Below are 19,402 nucleotides of genomic sequence, written 5' to 3' on the forward strand. Positions count from 1 at the left end.
CCAGGTCTTGGGACTGGACCGCGTGGGTATCGATGACTCCTTCTTCGACCTCGGCGGCGACAGCATCCTCGCCATGCAGGTGGTGGCGCGGGCCCGTGCATCTGGTCTGCTGTGCCGACCGCGCGACATCTTCGTCGAGCAGTCCGTGGCCCGGTTGGCTCGGGTGGCCAGGGCGGCAGACGGTGCGACGGGCGTGGTAGACGAGGGTGTCGGCCCTGTGGTGGCGACTCCGATCATGCGGTGGCTGCACACCGTGGACGGGCCGATCGACCAGTTCAACCAAACAGTTGTGGTGCGAACCCCTTTCGGAAGCGGCCACAGCGACATCGTGGTCGTCTTACAGGCTGTCCTGGATCGGCATGCGATGCTGCGGCTACGCGCGACCGAAGACAGCGCAGGCGGATGGACGCTCGAAACCCACGAGCCGGGCGCGGTCGATGCGGAAGCGTGCCTGCGCAGTGTCGACGAGTTGACCGTTGATGCGTTGGTCGCGGCCCGGTCGCGGCTAGACCCGGCAGCCGGGGCGATGGTCAGCGCACTCTGGGCCGAGGACACGGGTCAATTGGCGTTGATCGTCCATCATCTTGCTGTCGACGCGGTGTCGTGGCGAATCCTGCTCGAAGACCTCAACATCGCATGGGCTCAGCACCGCAGCGGGCAGCCGATCGTGTTGCAGGCGACGGGAACATCGTTCTCGCACTGGGCTTCGCTGCTCTCGGAGCACGCGCAGACCCCTGCGGTGCTCGAGACGGCCGATTCCTGGAGGCAGATCACTGCTGTCCCGCTGGCGCTGCCTGCCGTCCGATCTGACATGGATACCTATGCCAGCGCCGGTCACCTGTCGTTGTCAGTGGACACCACCACCACCCGCCGTCTACTTGGTGAGGTCCCCGCGGCGTTTCACGCTGGGGCGCAAGATATTCTGTTGATCGCATTCGGTCTGGCGTTGGCCGAATATCTGGGTAGCGGTGATGCGCCGATCGGCATCGATGTCGAAGGCCACGGCCGGGAAGAGGACCTGGACCCCGACGTCGACTTGTCGCGCACGGTGGGATGGTTCACCGCCAAATACCCGGTCTCGTTGACCGTTGGTGGGCTCCGCTGGGCGCAGGTAGTCGCCGGTGACGCCGCGCTCGGCGACATCGTCAAGAATGCCAAGGAACAACTGCGCGCTCTGCCGGACGGCCTGACCTATGGTCTGCTGCGCTACCTCAGCACCGACGTCACTCTGCCCGGATCCGACCCGACGATCGGATTCAACTACCTCGGGCGGCTTGCCGCGAGCGCCGCCGCAATGCCCGACGACATGTGGCGGATCAGCGGAGACGACGTCTCTATCGCCGACGCCGTCGCCGCGGTGCCCATGCCGCTGGTTCACACCGTTGCGTTGAACGCCGGCACGATGGAAAACGATACGGGTCCGCAGCTATACGCCGACTGGACATGGGCGCCGTCGGCTCTCGATCGCGCGCAGGTCGGCCGGCTCAGCCAACTCTGGCTCGACGCCCTCACCGGCATCTGCGCCCACGTCCAGCAGGGCGGCGGCGGGCTGACCCCTTCCGACATCATTCCGGCCACACTAAGTCAGCAGCAGATCGATGAGTTGGCGCAACACAATCGCATCGCCGACGTATTACCCCTTACCCCAATGCAGCGGGGACTGCTATTCCACACCAGCACGTCTCGTGCCTCCGACGACGACCTGTACGCGATGCAGCTCGACGTCACGGTCACCGGGCCACTCGACCCGAACCGTCTGCGCGACGCCGTGCAGGAGGTGGCCAATCGGCACCCCCACCTGGCCGCCAGGTTCTGCGAGCAGTTCGACCAACCGGTGCAGATCATCCCGGCCGATCCTGCGGCCGCGTGGACGTATCTCGACCTCGCCGGCGCGGACCTCCAGGACCAGATCGAGCAGGTAGCTGCCGCCGAACGCGCCGCCGTCTGTGATCTCGCCGACCCGCCGGCCTTTCGCGCGGCACTGATCCGCACCGCTGGGGACCGGCACCGGTGTGTGCTGACGTTCCACCACATCGTGATGGACGGTTGGTCGTTGCCGATCCTGTTGCAGGAGATCTTCGCCGGGTATTACGGGCACCGCATGCCCGCGGCCTCGTCGTATCGCCGGTACGTCAGCTGGCTACTCGATCAGGACCTCGACGTGGCCGTAGAGGCCTGGGGCGAAGTGCTGGCCGGCTTCGACACCCCCACACTTGTCAGCCAGCCGGAACGCCAGGGCCAGCGGGGAGTCGAGTCGTTCAGAATGCCCGAGGAGATCATGGGCGCTCTCGGCGAGCTCGCGCGGTCGAACCACACGACCGTGAACATCGTCCTGCAGGCCGCCTGGGCGCAGCTGCTGATGTGGCTGACGGGCCAGCACGATGTCGCGTTCGGCACCGCGGTATCCGGGCGTCCGGCTGACGTAGTCGGTGCGGAATCGATGGTCGGCCTGTTGATCAACACCCTGCCGGTACGTGCGCGCGTCACGCCGGCCACCACCACCGTCGCCCTACTCGATCAGCTGCAGACCGCCCATACGAACACGCTCGACCATCAACATCTGCCGCTCAACGAGATTCACCGCATCGCCGGTGTCGATCAACTCTTCGACACCCTGTTCGTCTACGAAAACTTTCCCGTCGACACCGACGCGATGATGGGCGCCGACGGGTTGGGCATCAGCGAGTTCACGACCCGTGAACGCAACCACTACCCGCTTACACTGCAAGCCCAGCCGGGCCAGGAACTGAGCCTTCGCCTCGAATTCGACAGCGAAGCTTTCGACCCGGCAGGCGTCGAAAAGCTCATCGCGCGATTCACCCGATTGGTGGGCGTGATGACCGCCGATCCCACCCGTCGGTTGTTGTCGGTCGACCTGCTCGACGACGACGAACATGCCCGGCTCGACGAATTCGGCAACCGGTCGGTCCTGAGCCTGCCATCGGAGCCGGTAGCGCTTTCGGAGTCGTTCACCTCTCAGGTGTCGCGCACCCCCGACGCGGCTGCCCTGACGTTCGACGGCCAGTCGATGACGTATCGCGAGCTCGACGAGGCGGCTAACCGATTGGCGCACCTGCTCGTCGACCACGGCGCGGGTCCCGGTAGGTGTGTTGCACTGCTGTTCACCCGCTCTGCCCAGGCGATCGTGGCGATCGTAGCGGTGCTGAAGACAGGCGCTGCCTACCTGCCCATCGATCCGGCGCACCCCCAGGCCCGGATCAGGTTCATGACCGAGGATTCCGCGCCGATCGCCGCCATCACCACGGTGGCCTTGGCGGACCGGTTCGACGGGTGTGACGTGACCCTCATCGACATCGATGATCCCCGTATCGAAGGTCGGCCCAGCACGGCGCTGCCTGCGCCTGCCCCCGATGACATCGCCCACATCATCTACACCTCGGGCACCACCGGCGTGCCCAAAGGTGTTGCAGTTACGCAATACAACGTGGTTCAGCTGTTCGAATCACTCGACACCGGGTTGGCGCTGACACCGGATCAGGTGTGGACGCAGTTCCACTCCTATGCGTTTGACTTCTCGGTATGGGAGATCTGGGGTGCTCTGCTGCACGGTGGGCGGCTGGTGGTCGTGCCGGAGTCTGTGGCCCGTTCACCGCAAGACTTCCACGACCTGCTGGTCGGCGAGCGCGTCACGGTACTCACCCAAACCCCTTCTGCGGTTAGAGGTTTGTCGCCTCAGGGCTTGGACTCGGCGGCGTTGGTGATCGGCGCAGAGCCGTGTCCGCCCGAATTCGTAGAACGATGGGCACCGGGCAGGCTGATGATCAACGTGTACGGCCCGACCGAAACCACCATGTGGGCGTCGAAGAGCGCGCCGCTGGCGGCGGGGTCGGGTGCGCCTCCGATCGGCTCACCGGTGACGGGCGCTGCCTGCTTCGTGCTGGACGGGTGGCTGCGACCGGTGCCGACCGGGGTGGTCGGTGAGCTGTATCTTGCCGGCCGTGGAGTCGGCATTGGATATTGGCGCCGGCCGGGGCTGACCGCGTCGCGGTTCATGGCGTGCCCGTTCGGCCGGCCCGGGGCGCGGATGTATCGCACCGGGGACCTGGTGCGGTGGGGAAGTGACGGCCAACTCCAATATCTGGGGCGCGCCGACGAGCAGGTCAAGATCCGCGGTTATCGGATCGAACTCGGCGAAATACAGTCAGCGCTAACCGATCTCGACGGGGTTGCGCAAGCGGTCGTCATCGCCCGTGAAGACAATCCTGGTGACAAGCGGTTGGTCGGGTACGTCACCGAGAGTCGGCCGGGCGATGTCGACCCGACCGAGGCCCGCAACGCGCTCGCCGATCGGCTGCCGCCCTACATGGTCCCGGCCGCGGTGGTCGTCCTCGATGCGTTGCCTATGACGGTCAACGGCAAGCTCGATAGCCGCGCCCTGCCCGCACCGGGATTCAAGCAGGTCAATCGTTACCGCGCCCCGGGCAACGCGGTCGAGGAGATTGTTGCCGGCATCTACGCTCAAGTCCTCAATGTCGAACTGGTCGGCGTTGACGACTCGTTTTTCGACCTCGGTGGGGATTCAGTATCGGCGATGCGTCTCGTGGCTGCGATCAACGCCGGCATGGACGCGGACCTGTCGGTGCGCGCCTTGTTCGACGCGCCAACGGTCGCCCAGCTCGCGCCTCATGTCAGCGGGGCGAGCGGGCGTGAGCCATTGGTGGCCGGCGAGCGGCCCGCTGTAGTGCCGCTGTCCTTCGCGCAGAGCCGACTTTGGTTCATCGACCAGTTGCAGGGTCCCTCTCCGGTGTACAACATGCCGGTTGCGCTGCGACTGCGTGGTCCGCTCGACGCCGACGCACTGGTCGTTGCACTGGCCGATGTGGTGCGGCGTCATGAGAGCCTGCGCACCCTGATTACGGCGCCCGATGGAATTCCCCAGCAGGTGGTGTTGCCTGCCGAGCGGGCCGAGTTCGGCTGGGATGTCGTCGACGCAACCCGATGGTCTGAGGAAGACCTGACTGAGGCGATCGCGGAGACCGGTCGTCACGCCTTCGACCTGACCATCGAGATCCCTTTGCGAGCCCGGCTTTTCCGTACCGCCGACGACGACCATGTGCTGGTCGGTGTGGCGCACCATATCGCGGCCGACGGCTGGTCGATCGGTCCGCTGGTGCGTGATCTGGGTGAGGCGTATGCCCGCCGGTGCGCGGGCCACACCTCGGGGTTGGCCGAATTGCCGGTGCAGTACATCGATTACACGCTGTGGCAGCGCGCGAGGTTCGGCGAACTCGATGACAGCCAGAGTTTGATCGCCGCGCAGGTCGGATACTGGCAGGACGCCCTGGCGGGTATGCCTGAGCGACTTGCACTTCCCACCGATCGACCGTATCCGCCTGCGGCCGATCAGCGTGGCGCGCGCGTGATGGTCGACTGGCCGGCAGAACTGCAGGAGCAGGTGCGGCAAGTGGCTGCTCAGTACAACGCGACCAACTTCATGGTGATGCAGGCTGCCTTGGCGGTCTTGTTGTCGCGGCTGAGCGCAAGCAGCGATGTGGCGGTGGGTTTTCCGATCGCCGGACGCACCGATCCCGCGCTCGACGAGCTGATCGGCTTCTTCGTCAACACGCTGGTGTTGCGCATCGACCTTGCAGGCGATCCGACGGTGTCTGAAGTGCTGGATCAGGTACGGCGGCGAAGCCTTGCCGCATTCGAGCATCAGGACGTGCCGTTCGAGGTCCTGGTCGAGCGGCTCAATCCGCAACGGTCGATGACGCACCATCCGCTGGTACAGGTGTTGTTTGCCTGGCAAAACCTGCCCGGGCACACCAGCGACCCGGCCGCGGGACTGGCATTGGGCGATTTGAAGGCCACCCAGATGCCGGTAGACACCGAGACCGCCCGAATGGATCTGACATTCTCGCTTTCAGAACATTTCACCGATACGTCTGAGCCCGCAGGGATTTGGGGCGCGGTGGAATACCGCACCGATGTGTTCGACGCCGCCACCATCGAGACGCTGGTCGAACGATTGCGGCGCGTGGTCGCGGCAATGACCGCCGATCCGACAGCACGGTTGTCGGCGATCGATGTCCTCGACGGCGGGGAGCGGGCCCGGTTGGACGAGATCGGTAATCGTGCGGTATTGACCGAACCGGCGGCGGCACCGCTGTCGGTGCCCGAGTTGTTCGGCGCACATGTGGCCCGCATCCCACATGCGACCGCCGTCAGTTTCGACGGGCGTGGTCTTACGTATCGAGGACTCGATGAGGCCGCTAATCGGGTGGCGCACGTACTGGTTGAGCAGGGTGTGGGTTCGGGACACCGCGTGGCGCTGCTTCTCGAGCGCTCTACCGAGGCGATCGTGTCGATGCTGGCGGTACTCAAGACCGGCGCGGCCTACCTACCGATCGACCCTGCACATCCCGACGCCCGCATCGACTTCATGATCGCCGATGCCTCGCCGGCCGCCGTCATCACCAAAGCGGATCACCGTTCGCGACTCGACGGGTCGATCGTTGTCATCGATATCGACGATCCCACGTTGAATACCCGACCGTGCACCCCGGTGGCGGCGCCCGCAGCCGACGACGTCGCCTACCTCATCTACACGTCAGGCACGACCGGTGTGCCGAAGGGCGTGGCCATCACCCACGCGAACCTGACCAGCCATCTGGCGCGATCGACGCCCACCCACCTGCCCGCCGATCAGGTGTGGACGCAATGTCATTCGTACGGGTTCGACTTCTCGGTGTGGGAGATCTGGGCTGCGCTGCTCGGGGGAGCCCGCCTGGTGGTCGTCCCCGAAGAGGTGGCGGGTTCTCCTGAGGACTTCCACGCGCTGCTCGTGCGTGAACAGGTGACCGTGCTCACCCAGACGCCGTCAGCGGTGGCGGCGTTGTCGCCGCAGGGACTGGAATCGATGGCCGTGCTGCTCGGCGGTGAGGCCTGCCCGGCCGAAGTCGTCGATCAATGGGCTCCTGGCCGCGTGGTGATCAATGCGTACGGCCCCACCGAGGCGACGGTGTACGCCTCCATGAGCGCGCCCCTCAGCGCCGGGTCCGGTGCTGCGCCCATCGGCGCACCGGTATCGACGTCTGCAGTCTTCGTCCTGGACGAGCTGCTACGCCCGGTGCCCCCCGGCGTGGTGGGCGAGCTGTATGTCGCAGGCCGCGGTGTCGCCCTCGGCTATCTCGGTCGGACCGGATTGACCGCGTCGCGTTTCGTCGCCTGCCCGTTCGGCGGTGCCGGCACCCAGGGAACAAGGATGTATCGCACCGGCGACTTGGTGCACTGGCGCGCCGACGGGCAGCTGCAGTACCTCGGGCGGGCCGACGAACAGGTGAAGATTCGCGGCTACCGCGTCGAGCTCGGCGAAATCCAAAGCGCATTAGCCGAATTGGATGGTGTCGAGCAGGCGGTCGTCATTGCCCGCGAAGACAATCCGGGAACAACGCGCCTCGTCAGCTACATCACGGGGGCGGCCGACCCCGCCGTACTGCGGGCTACACTTGCCGACCGGCTGCCTGCTTATATGGTGCCCTCGGCCGTGGTGGGGCTGGATGCGCTGCCGCTGACGGTCAACGGCAAACTCGATACCCGCGCGCTGCCAGCACCGCGCCTTCAGAAGACCCTTCAGTACCGCGAGCCGGTCACCGCCGTCGAGGAGATTCTGGCCGGCATCTACGCCGAGGTCCTTGGTCTCCAACAGGTCGGGGTCGACGACTCGTTTTTCGACCTCGGTGGAGACAGCATCTTGTCGATGCAGGTCGTGGCCCGCGCGCGGGCAGCCGGCCTGCGGTGCCGGCCGCGCGACATCTTCGTCGAACAGACCGTGGCCCGACTGGCCAGAATCGCCGGGGTGGCCGGCAGTGAACCCGGCTTCGTCGATGAGGGTGTCGGTCCGGTGGTGGCGACGCCGATCATGCGCTGGCTGCAGTCCGTCGACGGTCCGGTCGACTTGTTCAACCAGACGATGGTCGTGCAGGCGCCCGCCGGCGTCACCGATGCCGACGTGATCACCGTGCTACAGGCCCTCGTCGACAGGCACGCAGCACTACGACTACGCGCCGCAGACGACGGGTCTGGCGGATGGTCACTCGAGGTACCCGAACCGGGCGCGGTCGACGCCGCCGAGTGCCTGCGCACCACAGACGAACTGAGCGCCGACGCCCTGGTGGCGGCGCGCGAGCGGTTGGACCCGGCGGCGACGATGCTCAGCGCGCTGTGGGTGCCATCAACCGACCAGCTGGCGTTGATCATTCACCATCTTGCTGTCGACGCGGTGTCATGGCGCATTCTGCTCGAAGATCTCAACATCGCCTGGGGCCAGCACCGCAACGGGCAGGCGATAGAGCTTCCTGCGACGGGAACGTCGTTCGCGCGCTGGGCATCACTGCTTGCAGACCATGCCAAGTCCCCGGCGGTGGTTCAGCAGTCCGACGCCTGGAGGGGCGTCATCGCGCGTGCCACCGCGCTACCCGCGGTGCAGCCCGCGGCGGATACCTATGCCAGCGCCGGACACCTGACGGCAGCTCTGGACGCCGAGACCACTCGACTGTTGCTCAGCGAGGTTCCTGCAGCGTTTCACGCCGGGGTGCAAGACATCCTGGTCATCGCCTACGCGCTGGCGTTCAGCGAGTTCCTGAACACCGACGCACCGATCGGTATCGATGTCGAGGGACACGGCCGTCATGAGGAGCTGGCACCGGGCGTCGATCTATCGCGCACAGTCGGCTGGTTCACTGCGAAGTACCCCGTATCCCTGGCCGTCGACGGACTGCGCTGGGCGCAGGTGGTCACCGGCGACGGTGCGCTCGGTGCCGTGATCAAGGACGCCAAGGAGCAATTGCGCGCTCTGCCCGACAGCCTGACTTACGGTCTGTTGCGCTACCTCAACGACGATGTCGACCTGCCGGGGGACGACCCCTCGATCGGATTCAACTACCTCGGACGCACGGGCGCCAGTGGCCTGGTGACGCCGGACATGTCCAGCCATCTCTGGTTGGTCAGCGAGGACGGTCTGTCGATCGCCGACGCCGCCACCACCGTCCCAATGCCGTTGGGCCACACGGTGGAACTCAACGCGGCCACTGTCGACGCCGACACCGGACCGCAACTGCATGCGACGTGGACCTGGGCGCGGTCGGCCCTCGACGACGCTCAGATAAACCGGCTCAGCCAGCTGTGGTTCGACGCACTGATCGGGATCTGCGCGCACGTCCGAAACGGCGGCGGCGGGTTTACCCCCTCCGACATCGCTCCAGCAGTACTGACGCAACAGCAGATCGACGAGCTGCAGCAGCAGTACCAGGTCGCCGACGTGCTGCCGCTCACCCCCCTGCAACAGGGACTGCTCTTCCACGCCAGCACGGCACAGGATTTCGGTGATCTGTACGCGATGCAGATCGACATCACCATCACCGGGACGCTGGACCCCGAGCGTTTGCGTCAAGCGGTGCAGACGACGATCAACCGTCATCCCAACCTGGCCGCCCGATTCTGCGAACGTTTCGACCAGCCGGTGCAGATCATCCCTCTCGAATCCGTCATACCCTGGCGGTACGTCGAGCTGGACTCCGACGAGCAGATCGTGGAGCTGTGCGCCGCCGAACGTGCCGCCGTCTGCGATCTCGCCAATCCGCCAGCCGCGCGCGCGGCGTTGATCCGCACCGATCCGGACCGGCACCGGGTCGTGTTGACCTACCACCACGTTGTGGTGGACGGCTGGTCGATGCCGATCCTGCTGCAAGAGATCTTCGCCGGCTACTACGGGCAGCGGTTGCCTGCGGCGACGCCCTACCGCACCTTCGTCACCTGGTTGGCCGACCGCGACCTCGAGGCCGCCCGGGCGGCGTGGCGCGACATGTTGGCGGGATTCGACAACCCTACGCTCGTTGGTCCGCCGGGCCGCCTGGGTCTTGGAACGCGGGAAACCCACTACTTCCGACTGACGGAGGGGACCACAAGCGCGCTCGGCGAATTGGCGCGCTCGTGCCATACCACTCTCAACACCGTGTTGCAGGGCGCCTGGGCGCAGGTGCTGACATGGCTGACGGGTCAACACGACGTCGTGTTCGGCACAGCGGTATCCGGCCGGCCGGACGACCTATCCGGCGCGGAGTCGATGGTGGGGTTGTTGATCAACACCGTGCCGGTCCGCGCAAGTATGAGCCCGACGACGACGACCGCCGACCTGCTCGAACAATTGCGAAACGCCCACGCCCACACACTGGACCATCAACACCTGGCGCTCACCGAGATCCACCGTGCCACCGGGCACGATCTGCTGTTCGACACTCTGTTCGTGTTCGAGAACTATCCGGTGGACACCGGGGCGATGGCCGGCGGGGACGAATTAGCCATCACCGAGTTCAGCACCACTGAGTCCACCCATTATCCGCTGACGTTACAAGCGCTTTCGGGTCGGGAACTGGGAGTTCGGATCGAGTTCGACGCCGATGTCTTCGACGCAAAGGGCATCGAGAAGCTCGCCACGCGATTGCAGCGCGCGTTGGCGGCGATGGCGGCCGATCCGGCCCACCGGCTCTCGTCGTTCGACGTGCTCGACACCGCCGAACACGCTGTGCTCGACGAGATCGGCAACCGTGCGGCGTTGAGCCGTCCGGCAAGCTCGGTGTCGATTCCGGAGGCATTCGCCCGGCAGGCGGCGCGCACGCCCGACGTGTTGGCGCTGACGTTCGGCGGCCGGTCGATGACCTATCGCGAGCTCGATCAGGCGGCGAATCGGTTGGCGCACATGCTTACCGAGCGGGGCGCGGCCGCGGGGCAGAGTGTGGCACTGCTGCTTGAGCGCTCCGCCGATGCCATTGTGGCGATCCTTGCGGTGCTCAAGACCGGAGCTGCGTACCTACCGATCGACTCGGCGCATCCACGGGCCCGGATCGAGTTCATGATCACCGATTCCGCGCCGATCGTGGCGATCACGACGCCCGAGCTGCGCGACCTGCTCGACGGATGTGATCTTCCCGTCATCAGTGTCCAGGATGCCCGAATCGATGGCTATCCATCCACCGGACTGTCCGCGCCGGACCCGGACGATGTCGCGTACATCCTTTACACATCGGGTACCACTGGTGTCCCCAAAGGTGTCGCGATCACCCATAAAAACGTCATCGGACTGTTCGACGACATGGATGCCGGCCTGGAGTTGCATACTGAACAGGTTTGGGCGCAATGGTATTCACTGGCCTTCGATGTATCGGTGTGGGAGATCTTCGGTGCGCTGCTGCACGGTGGCCGACTCGTAGTAGTCCCCGAATCCGTCGCCCGCTCACCTGAAGACCTGCACAACCTGCTGACGGGGGAACGCGTCACGATCTTGAGTCAGACACCCTCTGCGACGGGAATGCTTTCGCCGCAGGAACTGGGGTCGCTTGCGGTGGTCGTGGCCGGTGAAGCCTGCCCGACCGAGCTGGTTGATCGGTGGGCGCCCGGGCGGGTGATGATCAACGCGTACGGTCCGACCGAGGCCACGGTGTATGCGGCGATCAGCGCACCGCTCACGGCGGGGTCAAATATCGTCCCGATCGGCAGGCCCGTGCCCAGCGCGACGCTGTTCGTGCTCGACGGCTGGCTGCGGCCGGTGCCGCCCGGGGCGGTCGGCGAGCTGTATATCGCAGGCCGCGGCGTCGGAGTCGGCTATGTCCGTCGGGCCGGGTTGACCGCATCGCGTTTCGTCGCGTGCCCGTTCGGTGGCGCCGGCGTGCGGATGTATCGCACCGGTGATCTCGTGCGGTGGGGCGACGACGGTCAGCTGCAGTATCTGGGCCGCGCCGACGAGCAGGTCAAGATCCGCGGCTACCGCATCGAACTTGGGGAAGTCCAGACGGAACTGGCCGCGCTGGAGGGTGTGCGACAAGCGGTGATCATCACCCGTGAAGACCGCCCCGGTGACAAGCGACTGGTGGGCTACGTTACCGGCACGGCAGATCCGGCCGTGATGCGCGGCGCGCTGGCTGAGCGGTTGCCGTCCTACATGGTCCCGAGCGCACTAGTGGTTGTCGACGAACTTCCGCTGACACCAAACGGCAAGCTCGACAGACGTGCACTTCCCGCTCCCGAATACGCCGCGGGCGACAGCTATCGCGCTCCGGCCGGACCAGTCGAGGAAATCCTCGCCGGCATCTACGCCCACGTCCTCGGCCTCGAGCGGGTCGGCGTCGATGACTCGTTCTTCGAACTTGGTGGGGACTCCCTGTCGGCGATGCGTCTCGTGGCCGCTATCAACACCGGCCTCGACGCGACGGTTTCGGTGCACACGCTGTTCAACGCGCCGACCGTGGCGCGGTTGGCGTTGCATGTCAGTGGCGAAGCGGGTCGCCGCAAGCCATTGATGGCCGGACAACGACCGGCCGTCGTTCCGCTGTCCTTTGCGCAGAGTCGGTTGTGGTTCCTCGACCGCTTCCAGGGCGGGGTGGCGACGTACAACATGCCGAACGCGTTGCGTATCAGCGGCCCATTGGATGTCGAGGCGTTGACGGCGGCCTTCGACGACGTCATCGCCCGTCACGAGTCCCTCCGGACAATATTCCCCGACATCGATGGCGCGCCGTTCCAGAAGGTTGTGCCTGCCGAGGCGGGAATCTGGCGGCTTGCGGACGCGCCGATGGTGGTGTCCCTGCCCGAACAAGATGTGCTCGGCGAGTTGATGGCGCTGGCCGTTCACCGCTTCGATCTGTCGGCCGAGATCCCAATTCGCGTTCAAGTGTTTTCGGTCGGTCCTGAGCTGCATGTGGTAGCAATTGTGGTGCACCACATTGCTTTTGACGGTTGGTCGCTGGGACCGATGGTCAGGGATATCGGCGAGGCCTACGCCAGCAGGACCAAGGGACAGGCGCCGGGCTGGACGAAACTAGCGGTGCAGTACGTGGACTACACGCTGTGGCAGCGCGAGCAGTTCGGCGATCTCGATGACAGCGACAGCCCCATCGCCGCGCAACTTGCCTACTGGCAGGCAGCGTTGGCAGGGATGCCGGAACGGCTGCATCTACCGACCGATCGGCCCTATCCGCCCGTCGCGGATTACCACGGCTCCGGTGTGGCGGTGGACTGGCCCGCGGAACTTCAGCAGCGGGTCCGCGACGTCGCACATCAGCACAACGCGACCAGCTTCATGGTGATCCAGGCTGCACTCGCCGCGCTGGTCTCCGAGATCAGCGCGAGCAGCGATGTCGCCGTTGGATTTCCGATTGCGGGCCGCCGCGATCCGGCGCTTGACGAGCTGGTCGGATTCTTCGTCAACACTCTGGTGCTGCGGGTCGAGTTGGCTGGGGATCCGACATTTGCCGAGTTGCTCGCCCAGGTGCGGCAGCGCAGCGTCGCCGCGTTCGACCATCAGGACGTGCCGTTCGAGGTGCTTGTCGAGCGGCTCAACCCGACCCGAAGCCTGACTCATCATCCGCTGATCCAAGTGATGCTGGCGTGGCAGAACATCCTGGGCCAGGACGGCGCCGCCGGTTCGGCGGTGACGTTGGGTGATCTACAGGTCTCGCAAATGCCGATGGACACCCGCACCGCACGCATGGATCTGGTGTTTCACCTGTCCGAACGCTGGACCGACACGGGTGAGGCCGACGGGATCGGCGGAATGGTCGAATTCCGTACCGATGTGTTCGACGCCGCCACCATCGCCACGCTGATCGAGCGGCTCGAGCGGGTATTGGTGGCACTGACCACCGACCCCCAGCAGCGGGTGTCGTCGGCCGACATCCTCGACGCCGACGAGCACGCTTGCCTGGATCGATGGGGCAACCGGGAGGTGTTGACCCTGCCGGAGCCTGCCGCGACATCGATCCCTTCGCTGTGGACCGATCAAGTGGCCCGCACCTCCGAAGCGGTCGCGGTGACGTTCGGCGACCAATCGCTGACCTACCGCGATCTCGAGGAGGCCGCAAACCGGTTGGCGCACTTGTTGATCGCGCACGGTGCGGGTCCGGGACAGTTCGTGGCGCTGTTGTTCACCCGCTCGGCTGAGGCGATCGTCGCAATCCTGGCGGTGCTCAAGACCGGCGCAGCCTATCTGGCGATCGACCCGTCGCACCCCGACGAGCGCATCGCGTTCATGCTCGCCGACGCCGCGCCGGTCGTGGCGGTGACGATCGCGACTTTGCGGTCACGGCTGGCCAATTCGGGCCTCACTGTTGTCGACATTGCCGATCCTGTCGTCGAAGCCCGGCACGGCACTGTGTTGCCCGCGCCGGGGGGCGACGACATCGCCTACCTCATCTACACCTCAGGCACGACGGGTCAGCCAAAGGGAGTGGCCGTCGCGCACCGGAATGTGGTGCAGCTGCTGGACTCACTGGACGCCGACGTGCCCCGCACGGGAGTGTGGACGCAGTGTCATTCCCTGGCCTTCGACTTCTCGGTCTGGGAGATCTGGGGTGCGTTGCTCGGTGGTGGCCGATTGGTGGTGGTGTCCGAGGCGGTCGGCCGGTCACCGGAGGAGTTCCACGCCCTGCTGGTCGCCGAACAGGTGAGCGTGCTGAGCCGGACCCCGTCGGCGTTCTACGCGTTACTGGCTGTTGACGCGCTGAACCCCGAGCAGGGCGACAAATTGAAGCTCGAAGCTGTGGTGTTCGGCGGTGAAGCCCTTGAGCCACAACGTCTTCAGTCCTGGCTGCGCAACCACCCTGCGACGCCGCGCATGATCAACATGTACGGCATCACCGAGACGACGGTGCACGCGTCCTTCCGGGAGATCGTCGGCGATGACGTCCACATCGGCGGCAGCCCTATCGGGGCTCCGCTTGCGCATCTTGCGTTCTTTGTGCTCGACGGGTCGTTGCGACCGGTTCCGACCGGGGTGATCGGTGAGTTGTATGTCGCCGGCGCCGGGCTCGCGTATGGGTACTTGCGTCGGACCGCGTTGACCGCGACGCGCTTCGTCGCATGCCCGTTCGGGGCGCAGGGAACAAGAATGTATCGCACGGGCGATTTGGTGTCGTGGGACAGCAACGGACAGCTGCAGTTCGTCGGTCGCGCCGATCATCAGGTCAAGCTGCGCGGTTACCGCATCGAACTCGGTGAGATCGAGAACGCCCTCGCCGCCTCGCCCGAGGTGACTCAGGCCGTCGCCACTGTGTATGAAGGCGACGCCGGGGTTCAGCTCGTTGGTTACGTGACCCTCGATCACGCCACCACCGACGAGGGCGACGCTGAGTTCGTCGAAGAGTGGCAGCAGATGTACGACGACTTGTACGGCGCCGAGCTCGGGTCGACCGACTTCGGATCCGACTTCCGCGGGTGGAACAGCAGCTACAGCGATGACGCGATTCCGCTTGCGGAGATGGCGGAATGGCGTGCTGCGACAGTGGATCGCATCAGGGCACTGAAGCCGCGTTTCGTATTGGAGATCGGCGTCGGATCGGGCCTGCTGCTGTCGCAGATCGCCCCGGAGTGTGAGCGCTATGTCGCGACCGACATGTCGCCGGTGACCATCGACAACCTTGCCCGCGAGATGGAGCAGTTACACATTCCGTGGCGTGAGCGGGTGCAGCTGCTGGCCCGACCAGCTCACGACATCCAGGCATTGCCCCACGGCTACTTTGACACGATCGTGCTCAACTCGGTCATCCAGTACTTCCCCAACGCGGCATACCTGGCCGACGTCATCGGCAGCGCCATGGAGCTGCTCGCCCCCGGTGGCTCGCTGTTCATCGGAGACATCCGCAATCTCAGCCTGCAGGGAGCGTTCCAAACCGGCGTCGCATTGGCGCGCGCCACCGACGCCGATGCGGCCGAGATCCGGCAACGAGTTCAGCGAGCCATCCTGAGTGAGTCCGAATTGCTTGTGGCGCCAGGATTCTTCACCAGCTTGGTTGCGAGCAGCGCGACAGAGGTGGGGCTCGACATCCAGGTGAAGCGCGGATCGTCAGACAACGAACTGACCCGATATCGCTACGACGCGGTTCTCCACAAGTCGTCCGCACCGTTGCTCTCGCTGGCTGCTGCGCCATGCTGGCGGTGGCAGGAGTGCACCGGCTTGAGCGAACTGCACAGACGGTTGACCGCGCAGCGTCCCGACATCGTCCGGGTCACCGGGATCGCCCGCGCCGGGGTATCCACCGACGTCGAGATCGACGCTGCCCTCGCCGCGGGCGTACCGCTGGCCGACGCCGTCGCCGGCGCCGAAGCGATTCGCGATGCCGCGACGCCCGAGGAACTGCACCGCCTCGGCGAATCCAACGGATACCGGGTCGCCGTCACATGGGGGGCGCAACCCGGCACCCTCGATGCCGTTTTCATCTCCGCGGCCGAGTCAGACCGCCCCGCGGGATTGACCGACGTCTATCTGGCGTCTGCCGAGGATCGCGTTCGCGGCGCGCACGCCAACAACCCGCAGACCAACACGAAGATCGGCGCGATCCGGCAGCGGTTGAGCGCACGGCTGCCGGAGTACATGGTTCCGGCGCAGATTGTCGTGCTCGACGAATTCCCGTTGACCTCCTCGGGAAAGATCGATACCAAGGCGCTACCTGAACCGGTGTTCACCACCACGCCCTTCCAGGGGCCGCAGACCGACACCGAAAAGGTCATCGCGGACATCTACGCCCACGTCCTCGGCGTCGAGCGGGTCGGCGTCGACGACTCGTTCTTCGATCTCGGTGGCGACTCGCTGTCCGCCATGAGGCTGGTCGCCGCAATCAACGCCGCCCTCGACGCCCACCTTGCGGTGCGGACGGTGTTCTATGCGCCGTCGGTGAGAAGCCTGAGCCGGCAATTAGGCGGAGACGACGATGTTTTGGAGGTCGTCCCTACCGAGGTGTTCAAGGAAGGGCAGGGAGTTCCGCTGATCTGCGTCCACGACGGGCTGGGGCTGAGCTGGTCGTATCGGACTCTTGGCGGGTACCTCGATTGTCCGATCATCGGCATCAACCAGGTAGCGCAGGACGGTGAGCCCGAACCTGAATCGATCGCGGCCATGGCCGCCAGCTATGCCGACAGGATCCAGTCCGCTTATCCGGCACAGACTTACAACATTCTTGGTTGGTCCTTCGGGGGTGTCGTAGCGCACGAACTCGCCGTGGAACTTCGCCGCCGAGGGTGCGATGTCGGGCGTCTGGTGCTTCTAGACCCCGCATTCAGCGCTGGGTTGATCACCGCCGCGGCGAGTAGAACACTGGACGAAAATCAGGTGCTCGAGCACGTCCTGCGTACCAACCGCGTCAACATTGCGGTGCTATCTGGCCCTCTCACGTACGAACGGGCCGAGGAGATCCTGCAGCAACGCAATGCGGTCGAGTTCCCACTACCGCCAAAGGAGCTGCTGGAGCTGATGGTTCGCAGCGTCAACGCGAACCAGAGGCATCTCCGCAAGCACATGCCCGATGTATTCGACGGCAACATGGTCGTCTTCTCCGCCACACGGAGCGCAAAGGCCAACGGCGGTGCACAAACCTTGATGTCCCGGATCGCGGGATTGCGCACCCGAATCGCAGGCGGACTCAACGTGCGCAAATGGCGTAAACATGTCGCCGGTGCCCTGACTTCATATGAGGTCGACTGCACGCATCACGACATGCTGAACACCGCATCACTTAGCCTCTACAGCGAACGGCTCAGGCGTTCATTGGATTAGGTGCTGTAAGCCGCCGTCTCGATAGAGTTGAACGCAGGCCGCTCGCCTGACTTTGCCGCTCGTCGTGATGGGTATCGAGCCCGGCGCGACCAGAACGACGTCTTGCACGCCGACGCCGTGTGAGTTCGTTATCGCGGAGGTGACCTGCTCGTGGATGTTGCGGAAATTCTCGGTCACCTCTTCGCTCGACTCGCCGCGCACCTTGACCTCGACGATCACGACGAGCTTCTCGGTGGCCTCATCCACGACGGCGATGGCCGCGGCCCGGCCCCGTGATATCTCCTGAACGGTGGCTTCGATGTCGTCGGGATAGTGATTGCGCCCGCGCACGATCAAGAGGTCCTTGATTCGGCCCACGATGAACAGCTCACCTTCGGAGAAGAATCCGAGATCGCCTGTTCTCAGCCACTGGTCTTCGGGTGTGCCGGGGGAAGCAGCGTTCAGGATGGCGCCGAAGGTCTGCTCTGTTTCGGCAGGCCTGAGCCAGTATCCGGCACTGACGTTTTCGCCGTGCACCCAGATCTCACCGATGGTGTCCGCGGGGGCCTCGGTCGCGGTGTCGGGGTCGACGATCCGGACCATCGGTGAGTGCGGCTTGCCATAACTCACCAAGCGCGTGCCGGCGTCGCTTCGGATCCCGTGGCCGTCGGCAAGTTTGTCGGGCTCGAAACAAACGAAATCTGGTGGTGCACCTGGCGCATTCGTGGCGACGAACACCGTCGCCTCCGCCAGACCGTAGGAGGGACGGATGGCGGTATCGGGAAAGTTGAATGGTGCGAACCGCTGGTTGAAGCGTCTGATCGTGGCCGGGTTCACACGTTCGGCCCCGCAGTTGATGAACGATACGCCGCCCAGGTCGAGCCCGGCCATGTCGTCGTCCGATGTGCGTGCCGCCGCGAGGGTGAACGCGAAGTTCGGAGCAGCGGACAGTACCTGCGGATTGCGTGCCAGCATCTGCATCCACCGGGCAGGACGCTGGAGGAAGGCGATCGGACTTGTGATCTCCGACCGCCAACCACCGAAGATGCCGGTACACACCCCGCACATCAATCCCATGTCGTGAAAGAACGGCAACCACGACACAGTCGACTTGGGCATCGGGTTGTCGCCGACGTAGTTCTCGACCATCTGCTCCCAGTTGGCCGACAGATTGCGATAGGAGATCACAACGCCTGTGGGTGTGCGCGTCGAACCCGAGGTGTATTGCAGATAGGCAATGTCGGGATAGTCGCGTCTGCGAGCGGTCGATGTCCGACGCGAATCCAGATCCAGTGAATCGATTTCGAGAATCGACGGGCCGGTATCGCCTCCCGACTCGGCATAGGGGACCACGCTGTCGACGACAGCGGAGGTGGTGAGAAGCGCTGACGGCGACGCGTCCTTCAGCACCGCCGTGACGCGCTGGTCGTGGACACCGACCGCCGGGACTGACAGCGGAACCGCGATGCGTCCCGCCTCCAGCGCCCCCAGGAACGCCACGATGTATTCGAGCCCCTGCGGCGCCAAGATCACAGCCCGATCGCCCGTCGAACCGCAGGTGTCGAGCTCATGTGCCAAGTTGGTGACGCGCCTATACAGCTGTGCCCATGTCAGGCTCTCCGCGACGCCTTCCCACTCCGTGTCGTAATCGAAGTAGGTGAATGCCGTGTCATTGGGCTGCAGACTCGCCCGCTCGCGCAGGACGTCGCGAATGGAAGATCCCACCACAAGCCCCCTGTCGTCGGTCGCCCCGGCGCCGTCCGTCGAGCACAGAGTAATCGGGTCTGCCCCGAATTGTGCCGTTGACGCTGGCGTAACAAGTTTGCCATCGATAGTTCCTAAGGTGGGCCGGTCATGGTCCGC

At 65.2% G+C, this 19,402-nt stretch carries 2 protein-coding genes; one reads left to right on the top strand and one right to left on the bottom strand.

The genetic code is table 11. The features are described 5' to 3' along the window. Positions 1-17,560: non-ribosomal peptide synthetase (locus BST47_RS08710; protein WP_083125146.1), on the top strand; the 17,560-nt coding region annotated here is incomplete at its 5' end. On the opposite strand, the gene BST47_RS08715 is transcribed toward BST47_RS08710, so the two are convergent. After that, positions 17,549-19,267, bottom strand: a complete 1,719-nt coding sequence (locus BST47_RS08715) for an AMP-binding protein (protein ID WP_083125147.1) — start codon at positions 19,265-19,267, stop codon at positions 17,549-17,551. The two genes, BST47_RS08710 and BST47_RS08715, sit on opposite strands and share 12 nt — an antisense overlap. Positions 19,268-19,402: the final 135 nt, after the last annotated feature.

Origin of the sequence: Mycolicibacterium tusciae (assembly GCF_002086795.1) — a bacterium.
Taxonomy (GTDB): Bacteria; Actinomycetota; Actinomycetes; order Mycobacteriales; family Mycobacteriaceae; genus Mycobacterium; species Mycobacterium tusciae.